Raw genomic sequence first — 14,200 nt, forward strand, 5'->3', positions numbered from 1 at the left:
GCACGGAAGAATTCGGCCACAGCGGGCCTTGCACCCGCCTCACCGATGGCGTGCCGGGGCCGAGGGCCTATTCCTCGTGCTTTCCCGCGCCCTCGGCGGAAAAATTCTCGACCACCGATTCGAGCCACCGGCCGACGATTGCCATCTCTTCGTCGCTGAAACCCTGGGTCAGCCGTGCGTTCAACGCGCCGAGCCCGGCCTTTGCACGCTGTCCGGCAAGCCGTCCTTCCTCGGTCTGGTACAGGCGGAATGCGCGCCCGTCGTTCGGGTCTTGCGCGCGGGTCAGGTAGCCGGCCTTTTCGAGCCGGGCGGCAAGGCCGGACATGGCCGGGGCACCGATGTTCAGTGCCTGCGCGACTTCTCCCGTCAGTGCGCCATCGTTGGTCGACAGGAAAAACATCGTGCCGGCCTGGGCTGCCGACAGCGCGGGCAGGGCGTCGCCGCGGGTTTCCTTCCAGCGCTGCACCGCCCGCTGGGCGACGTTCAGAAGAAACACCAGCCTGTATTTTTTTTGAGCTTTCATCGGATTCCTGTGGCCTGAGCGAAGGCGCGGCAGGTTACATCTTATCCGTATTTATTTCGCACACGAAGCATATACTTCGCATGCGAATTAAATGCCATCCCTCTCGCACGGTGCGAGAGGGCAACCAGGAGAACCTATGACCGAATACGTGACCGTCGAATCCACCCAGGGTGTCCTGACCCTCACGCTGGCCAGGCCGGAGAAGATGAACGCACTGACCAATGCGATGTATGGCCGTCTGGCCGATGCCATCGCAGGCGCCGAGAGCGACCCGTCCGTCCGGGCCATCGTGATGCGAGGCGAAGGTGGCATGTTCACCTCGGGCAACGACCTGGGCGAATTTGCTGCCGTGGCTGCCGGGAAGGCCGGCAACGAAGAGCGTCATGTCGCCCGCTTCCTGCGTGCGTTGGCGAGTTCGACGCGCCCGGTGATTGCGGCGGTCAACGGACGCGCAGTCGGCGTGGGGACCACCTTGCTGTTGCACTGCGACTTCGTCGTGCTGGCTGAGGATGCGCTGCTGTCCACGCCGTTCGTCAACCTGGCGCTGGTTCCCGAAGCGGCGTCGAGCCTGCTGCTGCCTGCCCGCATCGGCCACGTTCGTGCCTACGAGATGTTTGCGCTGGGCCTGCCGGTGTCCGCTGCACAGGCCTTGGCCTGGGGCATCGCGAACCGGGTCGTGCCTGTGTCGGACCTGCACGGCGAGGCGCAGAAGGTTGCCGAGCTGCTCGCCAGCCGTGCCGCAGGCTCGTTGAAGCTGACGAAGGGCCTGATGAAGCAGGGCGCGGCCGTTGCAGCCCAGATGGACCTCGAAGGCGCGCAGTTCGTGGAGCGCCTCCAGAGTCCCGAAGCGCGCGAAGCCTTCACGGCGTTCGCCGAGAAGCGGGCCCCTGACTTCTCAAAGACTGCGGCGTAGCGGCAAGCGGGCCGGTCATCGTCCAGATGTCGGCCGACCCGTGATGCGCCGGCCCGCGGGCCCACGGCCCGGGTGAGAATCTCCGCCACGAGGGCGCCTTCGAATGCCCTGGAGGCTCCCCACACATGACAGACGACCGCAAGCACCCGGAACCACCGGCCTCATCGCCCGCACCCCACGCGCGGCTGCGGCGCTTCCGGGTCGACGTCGGCACCATCATCTGCGCGGTCGCGCTGCTGCAGTCGCTGCTGCTGGTGGCCTTCGGCTACTGGGGGGCGGAGAAGCTGGTGTCGAAGGTGGGCGAGTCGGCGCACAAGGTCAACCACGACCGGGTGGAGGACAACATCCTCGCCTTCCTGGCCAAGACCGAGGGCCTGGTGCGCGCCATCGCCCACACGCCCGACCTGCATCCGGCGGGCCACGACGGCGAGCAGACCGCCGAGCTGCTCTGGGCCGCGCTGGAACAGACACCCGAAATCGACAGCATCGGCGTGGGCAGCGACGACGGCCATTTCTTGATGGCCATGCGCCACCCCGTGTCGGTGGTGCGGCAGGTGCTGCGCGAAGGGCGCACCACCACCGAGACCTGGGAGTACAAATCGCCGCCCGACAGCGACGGCGACGAAGACCCGCGGCGGCGCTATGAGACAACGCGCATCGAGGCATTCCGCAGCGAGGACGACCCGGTGCACCAGGACTGGTTCACGCAGGCCGAGAAGGCGCAGCGCGCCGTGTGGACCGCGCCCTTCGTGCTGCCCTCGATGAAGGAGCTCGGCGTGAGCCACGCGCGGCCGAGCCGGCGGCAGGACGAGGAGGGCGTCACGCAGACGATCGTGGCGGTCGCCAGCGTGTCGCTGGGGCATCTCTCCAACCTCGTGCGCCTGTTCGGTGGCACGGGCCACGGCCACAGCGCGCTGTTGAGCGCCGACCATCACGTGATCGCGCGCAGCGACCACCCGCATTCCGTGCGCGTGCTCGAAGACCCCGACGAGGGCGTGCTCGGCGCGCTGCACACCCACATGCTGGCCAACGGCAGCCGCGGCTGGACCGAGGACATGGCCTTTGCCCTCGTGCACGAGGGCATGCATTACCAGGTGCAGACCTCGCGCATTCCCGCCACCGACTGGCATCTGGTGAGCTGGGAGCCCGAAGAGGCGCTGCTGGGTGCGCTGCATCGCAATGTGCTGTGGTCGCTGCTGCTGGTGCTGGCGTTCCTGGCGATCGCGCTCTTCATTTCGCTGCGCCTGTCGAAGCTGGTGACCGCGCCGATCGAAAGCCTCTCGCGCACGGCGCGGCGCATCGGGCGGCTGGAGCTCGACGACCTGCCGCGCGAGTCGAGCCGCGTGCTCGAGATCCAGCACCTGAACCAGGCGCTGGACGAATCCGCGCGCAGCCTGCAGGCCTTTCGCAAGTTCGTGCCGGTGGACGTGATCCGCCAGCTCATCGCCGAAGGCCATGCCCTAGAGCCCAACGGTTCGCCGCGCCGCATCACCGCGATGTTCACCGATGTGGAAGGATTCACGGCCATCGCGGAATCGATGCCGGCCGACGTGCTGATGCGGCAGCTGACCGACTACTTCAACCTCGCGACCCGCGTGTTCGCGCGCCACGGCGGCGTGATCGACAAGTTCATGGGCGACGGCATCATGGTGCTGTGGGGCGCGCCCACCGACCTGCCCGACGCGGAGTACCACGCCTGCGCGGCCTCGCTCGAACTGCACGCCGAGATGACCGAGCTCAACCGCCGCTGGCAGGCCGAGGGGCTGCAGCCCTTTCGCACGCGCATCGGCATGCACACCGGCGTCGTGATCGCCGGGGTGCTCGGCTCGAGCGACCGGCTGTCGTACACGGCGCTGGGCGACGTGATCAATGCGGCCAGCCGCATCGAGGGCACCAACAAGCAACTGGGCACGCGCACGCTGATGTCCGAGGCGACCTTCGAAGGCCTGGGCGGGCGTCTGGCCACGCGGCGCATCGAGGAGCAGATCGAGCTGCGGGGGCGGCAGACGCGGATGGTGCTTTACGAGCTGCTAGAGGTCGAGCACCAGCCTAGGTGAAATCGCCCGCGAGCAGCAGGGCAGGAAGCAGTCGTTGGCCGCCTGCTCGGCGGGTGTCAGGTAGAGGTCGTGGTGCGCGACCTCGCCTGCGAGCACGCGCGTGAGACAGGTGCCGCAGACGCCCTGCGCGCAAGAGACCGGGATCTCGATGCCCTCGGCGGCGAGCGCGTCCAGTACCGTCATCGTCGCGGGAATATGGACGACGCGGCGCGAGCGGTGCAGTTCGACCTCGAAGCTGCCTTGTCCATCGGCCGGCGGTGCGGCGCCGGAGAACGATTCGAAGTGCACCTGCGCGTCCGTCCAGTGCAGGGCGCGTGCGGTCGTGCGCACGGCCTCGAGGAAGCCCGAGGGGCCACAGACATAGACGTGTCGGCCCGGCGCCGGACGGCCGAGGGTGGCGGCGAGGTCGAGGTGCTGCGCGGGCGGGCCGTCGTCGTGGTGGAAGAACACCTTGTGCGCGAACGCGCTGTCTTCGAGCCGCCGCCGGTAGGGCGCGCGCGCCGCCGAGCGGCTGCAGCAGTGCAGCGCGAAGTCGGCCCCCAGCGTGGCCAGCCGCTGCGCCATCGACAGCAGCGGCGTTACGCCGATGCCGCCGGCCAGCAGCAGGCTGTGCGTTGCGCTTTCGTCGAGCGCGAAGAGGTTGCGCGGTAGGCCGATCTGCAACACCGAGCCTTCATGGACGGTGTCGTGCATCGCCCGCGAGCCGCCGCGCGAGGCGGCGTCGCGCAGCACGCCGATCTCGTAGTGCCCCTCGTCGTCAGGGGCCGATGCGTTGCACAGCGAATACTGGCGCACCAGCCCGCCTGGCAATGCGACGTCGATGTGCGCGCCCGGCGTGAAGGCCGGCAAGCGCTCGCCATCGACGGGCACCAGCCTGAAGCCGGCGACGCCCTCGGCCTCGACCGTCTTGCGCGCCACCCGCACCGCGATGCCCGCACCGCTCGACACGCCATTCATTCCTTGGGCACGAGGAAGTTGCCGGCTTCGAACTGCACGGGCGCCGCCGCGGGGTCGAAGCTCACGCCGGCCGGGTCGCGGCCTTCGCGCAGCGCGTCGAGCTGGCGTTGCAGCAGCCGGCGCAGCATCACGATGCCGCGGTCGGACGAGGCCAGGTGCTCTTCCGAATGCGCGGTGATGGCGCCCTGGCTCACCTGCGCCTCGTAGTCGCCGGGAAAGGCGCGGTGCTCGGCCTCGCTCAGCTCTTCCCACAGCTTGCCGTTCAGGCGCGAGCGCACGCGGGCAAGGTCGCCGGGGTTTTTCACCCGGCCGACGGTGTAGATGCGAAAACTGTGGTCGTCGATCGGCAGCACCCAGCCGATCGACTCGACGCGCCCGTAGGCGGCCACGCGCGGGTTGGGCACCACGCGCAGCGTCGGCAGCACGGGGCCGGCCACGCGGCGGAAGGTGCTGCCGTCTTCGCGCGTGCGGATCGAGGTGATCGTCACGCCGGTCTCGGTGCTCTCGAAGGTCACGTCGGGCATCTGACCCATGAGCGCCACGAACTGCGTGCCGCTGAAGCTGCCGTGCAGCACGGGCACGTGGAACGGGTCGGCCACGTTCTCGTAGTGCTGCAGCCAGTTGCAGGGAATGACCTGCGGCCCGCCGCCGCCGATGCTGTTGCCGTCGGCTTCCAGGGTCTCGCCGTCGTCCATGGTTTCGAGGCAGTCGTAGCGTGGCAGCACCGGCTTCTTCTCGGCCGGGCCGAGGTAGGCCCAGACCAGGCCGTACTGCTCCTGCACCGGGTACCAGGGCTGGCGCACGCGGCCGCGGCTGCGCGCGCCGCCATCGGGTTCGCAGGGCTGGTCGACGCAGTGGCCCTGCACGTCGAACATCCAGCCGTGGTAGCAGCAGCGGATGCCTTCTTCTTCCACGCGCCCGTAGTAGAGCGACGCTCCGCGGTGCGCGCAGCGCCAGTGCACAAGGCCCGCGCGACCTTTCTTGTCGCGGAACAGGATGAGGTCTTCGCCCAGCACGCGCACCTGGCGCGGCGTATCGGTGGCGTCGGCGGCCAGGCCGATGGGATGCCAGTAGCGGCGCAGCAGCTCGCCCATGGGCGTGCCGGCGCCAACCTCGGTCAGCTCGGGTTTGTGGCTCGGCGCCTTGCGGCCGTAGGCGGTACCGGTGTCGAAGGCGATGGGTTGCCACTCGGACGTGGCGGAAGGGGGGGCGACGGCGCTCATTCGGGGGTGACTCCTGCGGCCTTGATCAGGTCCGCCACGCGGGGAAAGTCGGCCTTGTAGCCGGCACGGAATTCGGCGGGCGTGCTGCCCAGCGGCTCGAAGCCGTAGCCGGCCAGCCGCTCCTGGATGTCGGGCAGCTTCGTGATCTCGCGCAGCGCGAGCGACCATTCGTCGAGGACGGGCTGCGGCGTGCGCGCGGGCGCATACACGCCGATCCAGCTGTCGAGGTCGAAGCCTGCGAAGCCCTGTTCGGTGAAGGTCGGCACGTTGGGCATCGAGCGCACGCGCTGGCGGCCCGTGATGCCCAGCACCTTGATGCGCCCGGCCTGTGCGAGGCCGCGTGCGGTCGCGGGGTTGGCCCAGGCCACGCCCAGCGCTTCGCCGAACATGTCGTTGTGCGCGGCGGCCTCGGCCTTGTAGGGCACGTGCACGAGGTCGATGTGGTTCTGGCGCGCCAGCAGTTCGCCGAACAGGTGCGCGTTGGAGCCGTTACCCCAGGTGCCGTACGAAACGCCGGGATGCGCCTTGGCGTAGGCCACGAATTCGCGCACGGTGGAGAAGGGCGCCGATGCACGGGCGATCAGCATCGGGCCGCCCGTGGCCAGCTGCGACAGCGGCTCGAAGTCTTTCACCGGGTCGTAGGGCAGCTTGGGCTGCAGCACCACGTTGTTGATGTGCGTGAGCGGCAGCGTGAGCAGCACCGTGTAGCCGTCGGGCGCGGCCTTGGCGACGGCGTCGGCCGCGATGGTGCCGCTGGCGCCGGGACGCGCCTCGACGATCACCGGCTGGTTCCAGCGCGCCTTGAGCTTCTCGGCATAGACGCGGGCGATGGCGTCCATCGGCCCGCCGGGCGAGCCGAAGGGCACGATGCGCACCACGCGGTTGGGAAAGGGCGCGGGTTGCGCGAAGGCGGGGCCGGCGGCGAGGGCCGCGATGCCGGCACCGAGCACACCGAGTGCATGGCGGCGCGTGGTGCACTTCTTGTCCGCCGCATGTGCTTCGGGCGGCGAGGGTCTGAACCGATTCATCGTGTCTCCAGTCGTGTTGTACTTGTGCGCTGGACGATACGGACAGCCTGCCCCGCGGGCAATTCGAAGCTTTGAATATGAGATATGGCCCAACGTGATATCCGTAGCCTCGACGTCGGCATGCTGCGGACCTTCGATGCCCTGATGCGCGAGCGCAGCGTGTCGCGCGCGGCGACCCGGCTCTTCCTGAGCCAGCCTGCGGTGAGTGCCTCGCTCAACCGGCTGCGCGACACCTTCGGCGATCCGCTGTTCACGCGCACGGCCCACGGCGTGGAGCCCACCGCGCGCGCCCATGCGCTGGCCGGCCAGGTCGAGCGCGTGCTGGCCGACCTGTCGGCGATGCTGGAGCCCGGCGAGGGCTTCGAGCCGGCGGCGTCGCAGCGCATCTTTCGCATCTCGGGCAGCGACTACGCCAGCCACCTGCTGCTGCCGACACTCGCCAACGAACTCGCGGCCTGCGGCTCGCGCATCCGCCTGCACTGGGAGACCAGTTCTTTCCTCACGCTCACCGAGCGCCTGCGCAAGGGCGACTTCGACGTGGCCGTGCTGCCGCGCCTGCAGCCGCCGAGCGATTGCGAATCGGCGCTGCTGTACGAGGACCGCTACGTGGTCGCGGTGCGCCGCGGCCATCCGACGCTGGGCGAGGCCGCCACGCTCGACGCGTTCTGCGAAGCACCGCACGTGTTCCTGGGCTACGGCAGCTCGGCGCTGGACGACCTCATCGACCAGGTGCTGGCGCGGCAAGGGCGCACGCGCAGCATGCGCGTGGCGATGACCAGCTTCGGCCAGATCGTCGACCTGCTGGCGCAGACCGACCATGTGGCCGTGCTGCCGCTGCGCGTGGCCGAGCGCTTTCGCGATCGCCTCGCGGTGCACCCGCTGCCCTTCGAGCTGCCGGGCTACCGCTCGGTCGTCTGCTGGAACCGCCGCTCGAATTCGGATGCGGGCGTGCTGTGGCTGAAAGACGCGCTGCTGCGCATCGCGCTCACTGCACCGGCTTGAGCCTGCGCGCGAAAGCTTCCAACCCGTCGATCGTGATCTGGATGTGCCGCTCGAAACTGCTGTCGAGCGGCACGGTGGTGCCGTTGTCCCAGCGCAGGATGAAGGCCTTGTTGGCCAGCTGCGGCAGGTGGCGCGTGAGCACGGGATGGTCGAGCGGGCGGATCGTGTGGACGCGCTCGCGCAGCTCTTCGGCCCAGGCCTGCGTGTTGTCGGCGGGCAGGGGCGAGAACTCCATCGTCAGGAAGCCCAGCATCGCGGCGATCACGCAGTTGTAGGCCTCGCGCAGCGGCTCGCCGTCGAAGCCGGCCTCGGTCAGCGCCGCCAGCACGCCTTCGACCAGCTCGGTCGGCAGGCTGCCGTTCGACACCAGCTGCGCCCCGAGGAGCTGCGCCACATTCGGGTGCTGCCGCACCGCGGCGCGGCTGCGGTGGAACAGCTCGGCGATCCAGTCCTGCCAGGCGAGCGTGCCCTTGGGCGGCGTGACCTGCGCCATGACCGTGGCGGCGACTTCGGCCAGCAGGGCCTCGCGCGTGCTGACATGCCAGTGCACCGTGGCCGGGTACACGCCGAGTTGCGCCGCGATCTCTCGCATGCTGAAGGCGCCGAGGCCGAACGCGTCGATGTGCGCCAGCGCGGCTTCGGCGATGCGCTGCTTCGACAACGCCGCACCGCCGGCGGGGCGGCCGGCCGTTCGGGGGCGAGGCTCGGGGGCTTTTTTCTTCATGGATGGGGCCATTGTGCAGCGGGTGAATTGATTGTATAAATATTATTAATTGAGCATTGATCAATTAAACGGGCCGGGCGCTCCCGGCACGTTCCACTCCCAAAGGATGTCTCCCATGACGACCGCCATCGACCAGGCCCTGGCCCAGGCCCATCAACGCTTCACCGACGGCAACCCGGAAAGCCTGCGCCGCTTCGAGGCGCAGACGCGCTACATGCCCGGCGCCAACAGCCGCTCGGTGCTGTTCTATGCGCCGTTCCCGCTCACCATCGCCAAGGGCGAGGGCGCGTCGCTCTGGGACGCGGACGGCCACCGCTACACCGACTTCATCGCCGAGTACACGGCCGGCGTCTACGGCCACTCGGCGCCCGAGATCCGCGAGGCGGTCATCGCGGCGATGCAGGGCGGCATCAACCTCACGGGGCACAACCTGCTCGAAGGTCGGCTCGCACAGACGATCTGCGAGCGCTTCCCGCAGGTCGAGCAGCTGCGCTTCACCAACTCGGGCACCGAGGCGAACCTGATGGCGCTCACGGCCGCGCTGCGCTTCACGGGGCGGCGCAAGATCGTGGTGTTCTCGGGCGGTTACCACGGCGGCGTGCTCGGTTTCGGCGACCAGCCGTCGCCGACGACCGTGCCCTTCGACTTCCTCGTGCTGCCCTACAACGACGCGGGCACGGCGCGTGCGCAGATCGACGAACACGGTGCGGACATCGCCGCCATCCTGGTCGAGCCGATGCAGGGCGCGAGCGGCTGCATTCCGGGACGGCGCGATTTCCTTCAGGCATTGCGCGACGGGGCCACGCGGGTCGGCGCACTGCTGGTCTTCGACGAGGTGATGACCTCGCGGCTCGGGCCGCACGGGCTGGCGAACGGGCTGGGCATTCGAGCCGACCTCACGACGCTGGGCAAGTACATCGGCGGCGGCATGTCCTTCGGCGCCTTCGGTGGACGGGCGGACGTGATGGCGCAGTTCGACCCACGCACCGGGGCGCTCGCGCACTCGGGCACCTTCAACAACAACGTGATGACGATGGCGGCCGGCTACGCAGGCCTCACGCAGCTGTTCACGCCCGAGGCGGCGGGTGCGCTGGCCGAGCGCGGCGAGGCGATGCGGTCACGGCTCAACGCGCTGTGCGAACGCGAGGGTGTCGCGATGCAGTTCACCGGCGTGGGCTCGCTCATGAATGCGCATTTCTTGCGGGGCGAGGTGCGGCGCGTGGCCGATCTGGCGGCGGTGGATGGGCGCTTGCGGCAGCTGCTGTTCTTCCACCTGCTGAGTGAGGGGATCTACACCTCGCCGCGCGGATTCGTGGTGCTCTCGCTGCCGTTGTCGGCGCAGGATATCGACCGCTACGTCGCCGCCGTGGGCAGCTTCATCGAGGCCTGCCGACCGCTGCTGCTCAGCGCGGAGTAGTGCCCGCAACGCCCAGCAGCTCGTGCAGGCGCGTGCTGGTGGTCGTGTACTGCAGCGGGATCGCCTTGCCGGGGAACACCCGCGCGGCCGCGCCCCAGGCCGCCAGCGTGGCCTCGTGGAAGCCGCAGACGATGAGCTTCTTCTTGCCCGGGTAGGTGTTGATGTCGCCCACCGCGAACACGCCGGGCTCGCGGGTTTCGTACTTCTCGGTGTCGACCGGCACCTGCTTGCGTTCCAGCTCGAGGCCCCAGTCGGCGATGGGGCCCAGGCGCGGCGAAATGCCCAGGCAGGCGATCAACGCATCGAGCGGCAGGTCGACCGTGGTGGCGTCGGGCGTGGTGATCTGCAGTTGCTTGCCGTCGAAGGCGCTCGGCTGGCCGACCTGGAAGGCCAGCTTGCCGTCCGCCACGAGGGCGCGCATGGCGGCCACGTTCGCTTCGTCGGCCTGGAAGCCGTCGCGCCGGTGGACCAGCGTGACCTGCTTGGCCAGGGCCGTGAGGGCGATGGCGGTTTCCAGCGCGATGTCGTCGCCGCCATTGACCACGACCGTCTGGCCGGCGAAGCGGTCGAGCGAATCGGGGTGATAGAACAGCGTCGAGCCCTCGAACTGCCCGATGCCGTCGACGGCGATGCGCTTGGGCACGAAGGCGCCGACGCCGGCCGCGATGAACACGGTCTTCGCGAGGAAGGCGGTGCCGGCCGAGGTGGTCAGCAGCAGGCGGTCATCGGCCTGGCGGGCCAGCGTAGAAACCTGCTCGCCGAAGTGGAATTGCGGCTTGAATGGCGCCACCTGCTGCAGCAGCGATTGCGCCAGATCGCGCCCGCTCGTGACCGGGGTGCCGGGAATGTCGTAGATCGGCTTGTGGCCGTACAACGCCACGCACTGGCCGCCCGCGGCGGGCAGCGCATCGACGATGTGGCAGGAAATCTCGAGCAGGCCCAGCTGGAAGGCCTGGAACAGGCCGACCGGACCGGCGCCGATGATCAGCGCGTCGGTCTCGATCGGTGCGGGCGCCTGGCTCAGCGCACGAGCTCCGAGATCTTGCCGGTCTTGTCCTTCCACTCTTCAGCTTCGGGCAGAGCGGGCTTGCGCTTGGTGATGCTCTTCCAGCCGTCGGCCAGGGCCAGCTCGGCGTTCAGCTTGATGAAGGCGATCTGGTCGGCCGGCAGGTCTTCCTCGGCGTAGATCGCATTGACCGGGCATTCGGGGATGCAGACGGCGCAGTCGATGCATTCATCCGGGTCGATCACCAGCATGTTGGGACCTTCGCGGAAACAGTCGACGGGGCAAACGTCCACGCAGTCGGTGTATTTGCAACGGATGCAGGCTTCGGAGACGACGTGGGTCATTTGTCTTTTAGCGTCAGGGGAAGGGGCTGGAAAACCCTAGATTTTAGGCCTTTGCGGCGGGCGGCTGCACGAGCACGGCGGCGGAGGTGCGATGAGAGGCCGTATCGACCAGCACCAGCGACCCCAGGGCACGCGATTGGGCGAAGGGCAGGACGGCCAGCGGCTGCTGCAGCGCGAGCACCACATCGCCGATGGAATTGGCTTCCAGCTGGGTCGCCGGCTCGGATTCGAGGGTGGTGATGTTCACGCGATCGACGATGCGCGCGACCTTGGCCTTGACCCAACGGTGGCCCTGCAGCGCCCAGTACACGCGGCCCGCCACCAGCGGCTCGTCGTCGAGCCAGGCCACGGTGGCGGTGATCTCGCGCACGGGCTCGAAAGCCTCGGGCGCCAGCAGCCAGTCGCCGCGCGACACGTCGAGCTCGCGGTCGAGCACGATGCCGGCGCTGTGGCCCGCATGCACGGTCTTCGGCTGGCGCGTGTGGCTCAGCACCTGCGCCACGGTGGCGGTCTGGTTGCTGGGCAGCACCGTGACGCGCTGACCGGGCTCCACATGGCCCGAGGCGACGCGGCCCCAGAACACGCGGCGGCCCTGCGAGGTGTCGGCCGAGGCCGAGAACTTCTCGACCCACTGCACCGGGAAGGCGAAGGGCACGGCTTCGTCCTGCGCGGTCACGGGCAGGTCTTCGAGCAGCTCGAGCAGGCTCGGGCCTTCGTAGCCGACCCAGTCGGCATGGCGCGTGGCCACGTTCCAGCCCTTGAGGGCCGAGATCGGCACGATGGCCGCGACCTTCACGCCGGCCGCTTCGGCAAAGGCGTTCAGCGCGGTCGAGATGCGCTCGAAGGCGAGGGCGGCGTCGTCGATGGCGTCGAGCTTGTTGACCGCGAACACGATCGACTGCACGCGCAGCAGGTGGGCCAGCAGCGTGTGGCGGCGCGTCTGCGGCAGCAGTTCGCGCTTGACCACGGTGCCGTCTTCGACCTCGGCGGCCCAGGCCAGCTTGGTGGCATCGACCAGCACCACGGCCGCGTCGGCGGCCGAGACGGCCGTGACCATGTTGCGCGTGTACTGCTCGTGGCCCGGCGCGTCGCCGATGATGAACTTGCGCTTGGCGGTCGAGAAGTAGCGGTAGGCCACGTCGATCGTGATGCCTTGCTCGCGCTCGGCCGAGAGGCCGTCGGTCAGCAGGGCCAGGTCGGTCTCGCCGCCGCGCTGCACGCCGGCCAGCTGGTCCTGCAGCACGGTCTTGCTGTCGACCAGCAGGCGGCCGATGAGCGTGCTCTTGCCGTCATCGACCGAGCCGCAGGTGATGAAGCGCAGGGCGGTGCCGGTGTCGCCGTGGACGTCGGACGTGGCGGGGGTTGCGATCGTTGCGCTCATCAGAAGTAACCGTCTTTCTTGCGTTTTTCCATCGAAGCTTCGGACGTCATGTCGTCCATGCGCGTGGCGCCGCGCTCGCTGACGTCGACCGACAGCGTCTCCAGCACCACATCGCCCGCGCCTGCGGCCAGGCTCTCGACCGGGCAGGTGGTCGTGATGTCGCCCACGGTGCGAAAGCGCACGTCGCGCACCTGCACGGTCTCGCCGTCGCGCGGCGGCGTGAGTTCGGTCACGGGCACCAGCAGGCCGCGGCGTTCGACCACTTCGCGCTTGTGCGTGTAGTAGATCGACGGCAGGCCGACGTTCTCGCGCTCGATGTATTGCCACACGTCGAGTTCGGTCCAGTTCGAGATCGGGAACACGCGGAAGTGCTCGCCGGGAGCCAGGCGCGTGTTGAACAGCGTCCACAGCTCGGGGCGCTGGTCCTTGGGCTGCCACTGGCCGAAGCTGTCGCGGTGCGAAAAGATGCGTTCCTTGGCGCGGGCCTTTTCTTCGTCGCGGCGGGCGCCGCCGATCAGCGCGTCGAAGCGGAATTCTTCGATCGCCTCGAGCAGCGTCACCGACTGGTGCGCGTTGCGCGATTCGCCGGGATGGGCCAGGCGCACGGTGCCGCGCTTCATCGAGTCTTCGACGCTGCGCACGATGAGTTCGGCGCCCAGTTCCTTCGCGCGCTGGTCGCGGTAGGCCGTCACTTCGGGGAAGTTGTGGCCGGTGTCGATCATCAGCAGCGGGTAGGGAATGCGGCCGACGCCGAAGGCTTTTTCAGCGCACTTGAGCAGCACCAGCGAGTCCTTGCCGCCCGAGAACAGCAGGGTGGGGCGCTCGAAGGCGGCAGCCACTTCGCGCAGGATGAAAATGGTTTCTTCTTCCAGCGCGTCGAGGTGCGTGTTGGACAGGTTCGCGGGTGAATGCATGGGCGGCTGCAGCAGGTCGGCTTCGGTACGGGCGTTCATCGGATGGGTCCTGGAGGCGGAGAGCGATCGTTCAGTGCGACAAGTGCAAGCCGCATTCGCGGTTGTCCTCGCCCTTGGTCGGGTCCACGTAGTCGAAGTTGTTGGGCAGGCCGTTGGCTTCGCAGTATTCGTACAGGTCCTTGGACGACCAGTGCAGCAGCGGCGCGACCTTGATCAGGCCGTCCGGGTTGACGCTGACCGGGTCCATCTGCGCGCGCACGGCCGTGTCGGTGGCCCGCAGCGCGGTGAACCAGACCTTGGGCGCGGTCTCGCGCAGTGCGCGGGCAAAGGGCTCCAGCTTCACTTCTTCAGTGAAGGCCGCGTGGCGCGGATCGTCCAGCGCCGGCGTGGGGCCTTCGACCGCTTCGCGGTGCGCGCGCGAGCGGCGCGGCAGGTAGATGTGCAAGTCCAGGCCCAGGAGCTTCGTCACCTCGTCGGCAAAACGGTAGGTGGCCTCGGTGTTGTAGCCGTTGTCCATCCAGACCACCGGCACGTCCCGCTTGGCGCGCGTGACCATGTGCAGGATCACGGCCTCGAAGGGGCGGAAGTTGGTGGTGATGATCGCGGGCTGGCCCAGGCCGACGGCCCAGTCCACCAGGCCCTCGGCGTTGCGGCCGAGTTCGGTGTTGATGCGTGCGAAGTCGATGTCGGTGGCGATGCTCATGGGGCTCT

Annotated in this window: 14 protein-coding genes; 4 read left to right on the forward strand and 10 right to left on the reverse strand. The window is 68.7% G+C overall.

The window, feature by feature from the left end:
* Positions 1-67 precede the first annotated feature (67 nt).
* On the reverse strand, positions 68-523 hold the full coding sequence (locus tag VBO01S_RS07035; RefSeq protein ID WP_062472473.1) for a MarR family winged helix-turn-helix transcriptional regulator: 456 nt from the start codon (positions 521-523) through the stop codon (positions 68-70).
* Positions 524-659: 136 nt separating this feature from the next.
* On the opposite strand from VBO01S_RS07035, the gene VBO01S_RS07040 reads away from it, so the two are divergent.
* Together VBO01S_RS07040 and VBO01S_RS33530 are read left to right on the forward strand one after the other, a co-directional pair.
* Entirely contained in the window at positions 660-1,436 is a 777-nt protein-coding gene (locus tag VBO01S_RS07040) for an enoyl-CoA hydratase (RefSeq protein ID WP_062472475.1), read from the forward strand.
* A gap of 1,496 nt (positions 1,437-2,932) precedes the next feature.
* Positions 2,933-3,493, forward strand: a complete 561-nt coding sequence (locus VBO01S_RS33530; RefSeq protein ID WP_442267801.1) for an adenylate/guanylate cyclase domain-containing protein — start codon at positions 2,933-2,935, stop codon at positions 3,491-3,493.
* Here VBO01S_RS33530 and VBO01S_RS07050 read toward each other — a convergent pair.
* Genes VBO01S_RS07050 through VBO01S_RS07060 form a run of 3 tightly spaced genes read right to left on the reverse strand, consistent with a single transcriptional unit; the run spans position 3,467 to position 6,701 of the window.
* Positions 3,467-4,441, reverse strand: a complete 975-nt coding sequence (locus tag VBO01S_RS07050; RefSeq protein WP_255221073.1) for a PDR/VanB family oxidoreductase — start codon at positions 4,439-4,441, stop codon at positions 3,467-3,469. The two genes, VBO01S_RS33530 and VBO01S_RS07050, sit on opposite strands and share 27 nt — an antisense overlap.
* Before the next feature lie 5 nt (positions 4,442-4,446).
* Complete coding sequence (locus tag VBO01S_RS07055; protein WP_062472480.1) at positions 4,447-5,673, reverse strand: aromatic ring-hydroxylating dioxygenase subunit alpha; 1,227 nt, start codon at positions 5,671-5,673, stop codon at positions 4,447-4,449.
* Positions 5,670-6,701: a Bug family tripartite tricarboxylate transporter substrate binding protein gene (locus tag VBO01S_RS07060; RefSeq protein ID WP_062472482.1), complete on the reverse strand. Its 1,032-nt coding sequence runs from the start codon at positions 6,699-6,701 to the stop codon at positions 5,670-5,672. The genes VBO01S_RS07055 and VBO01S_RS07060 overlap by 4 nt, the downstream gene beginning before the upstream one ends.
* Before the next feature lie 84 nt (positions 6,702-6,785).
* On the opposite strand from VBO01S_RS07060, the gene VBO01S_RS07065 reads away from it, so the two are divergent.
* Complete coding sequence (locus tag VBO01S_RS07065; RefSeq protein WP_062472484.1) at positions 6,786-7,703, forward strand: LysR family transcriptional regulator; 918 nt, start codon at positions 6,786-6,788, stop codon at positions 7,701-7,703.
* On the opposite strand, the gene VBO01S_RS07070 is transcribed toward VBO01S_RS07065, so the two are convergent.
* Positions 7,687-8,427 (reverse strand): TetR/AcrR family transcriptional regulator, encoded by a 741-nt coding sequence (locus tag VBO01S_RS07070; protein ID WP_082818026.1) that lies wholly within the window; start codon positions 8,425-8,427, stop codon positions 7,687-7,689. The two genes, VBO01S_RS07065 and VBO01S_RS07070, sit on opposite strands and share 17 nt — an antisense overlap.
* Positions 8,428-8,542: 115 nt before the next feature.
* Here VBO01S_RS07070 and VBO01S_RS07075 point away from each other — a divergent pair, with 115 nt between their 5' ends.
* A complete protein-coding gene (locus tag VBO01S_RS07075; protein WP_062472487.1) occupies positions 8,543-9,844 on the forward strand; it encodes an aspartate aminotransferase family protein in 1,302 nt (433 codons plus the stop codon).
* Here VBO01S_RS07075 and VBO01S_RS07080 read toward each other — a convergent pair.
* From VBO01S_RS07080 to VBO01S_RS07100, 5 genes are read right to left on the reverse strand one after another with little or no spacing between them, the layout of a single operon-like run.
* Positions 9,831-10,907 (reverse strand): NAD(P)/FAD-dependent oxidoreductase, encoded by a 1,077-nt coding sequence (locus tag VBO01S_RS07080; RefSeq protein ID WP_062472489.1) that lies wholly within the window; start codon positions 10,905-10,907, stop codon positions 9,831-9,833. The genes VBO01S_RS07075 and VBO01S_RS07080 overlap by 14 nt on opposite strands.
* A complete protein-coding gene (gene fdxA / locus VBO01S_RS07085; RefSeq protein ID WP_062472491.1) occupies positions 10,865-11,194 on the reverse strand; it encodes a ferredoxin FdxA in 330 nt (109 codons plus the stop codon). The genes VBO01S_RS07080 and fdxA overlap by 43 nt, the downstream gene beginning before the upstream one ends.
* Positions 11,195-11,237: 43 nt before the next feature.
* Entirely contained in the window at positions 11,238-12,575 is a 1,338-nt protein-coding gene (locus tag VBO01S_RS07090) for a sulfate adenylyltransferase subunit 1 (RefSeq protein ID WP_062472493.1), read from the reverse strand.
* Complete coding sequence (cysD, locus tag VBO01S_RS07095; RefSeq protein ID WP_062472495.1) at positions 12,575-13,528, reverse strand: sulfate adenylyltransferase subunit CysD; 954 nt, start codon at positions 13,526-13,528, stop codon at positions 12,575-12,577. The genes VBO01S_RS07090 and cysD overlap by 1 nt, the downstream gene beginning before the upstream one ends.
* Positions 13,529-13,559: 31 nt before the next feature.
* Positions 13,560-14,192 carry a phosphoadenosine phosphosulfate reductase domain-containing protein gene (locus VBO01S_RS07100; protein ID WP_062472497.1) on the reverse strand — a complete coding sequence of 211 codons (633 nt, stop codon included), beginning with the start codon at positions 14,190-14,192 and terminating at the stop codon, positions 13,560-13,562.
* Positions 14,193-14,200: the final 8 nt, after the last annotated feature.

This window comes from Variovorax boronicumulans NBRC 103145 (assembly GCF_001591345.1).
Classification (GTDB): domain Bacteria; phylum Pseudomonadota; class Gammaproteobacteria; order Burkholderiales; family Burkholderiaceae_C; genus Variovorax; species Variovorax boronicumulans.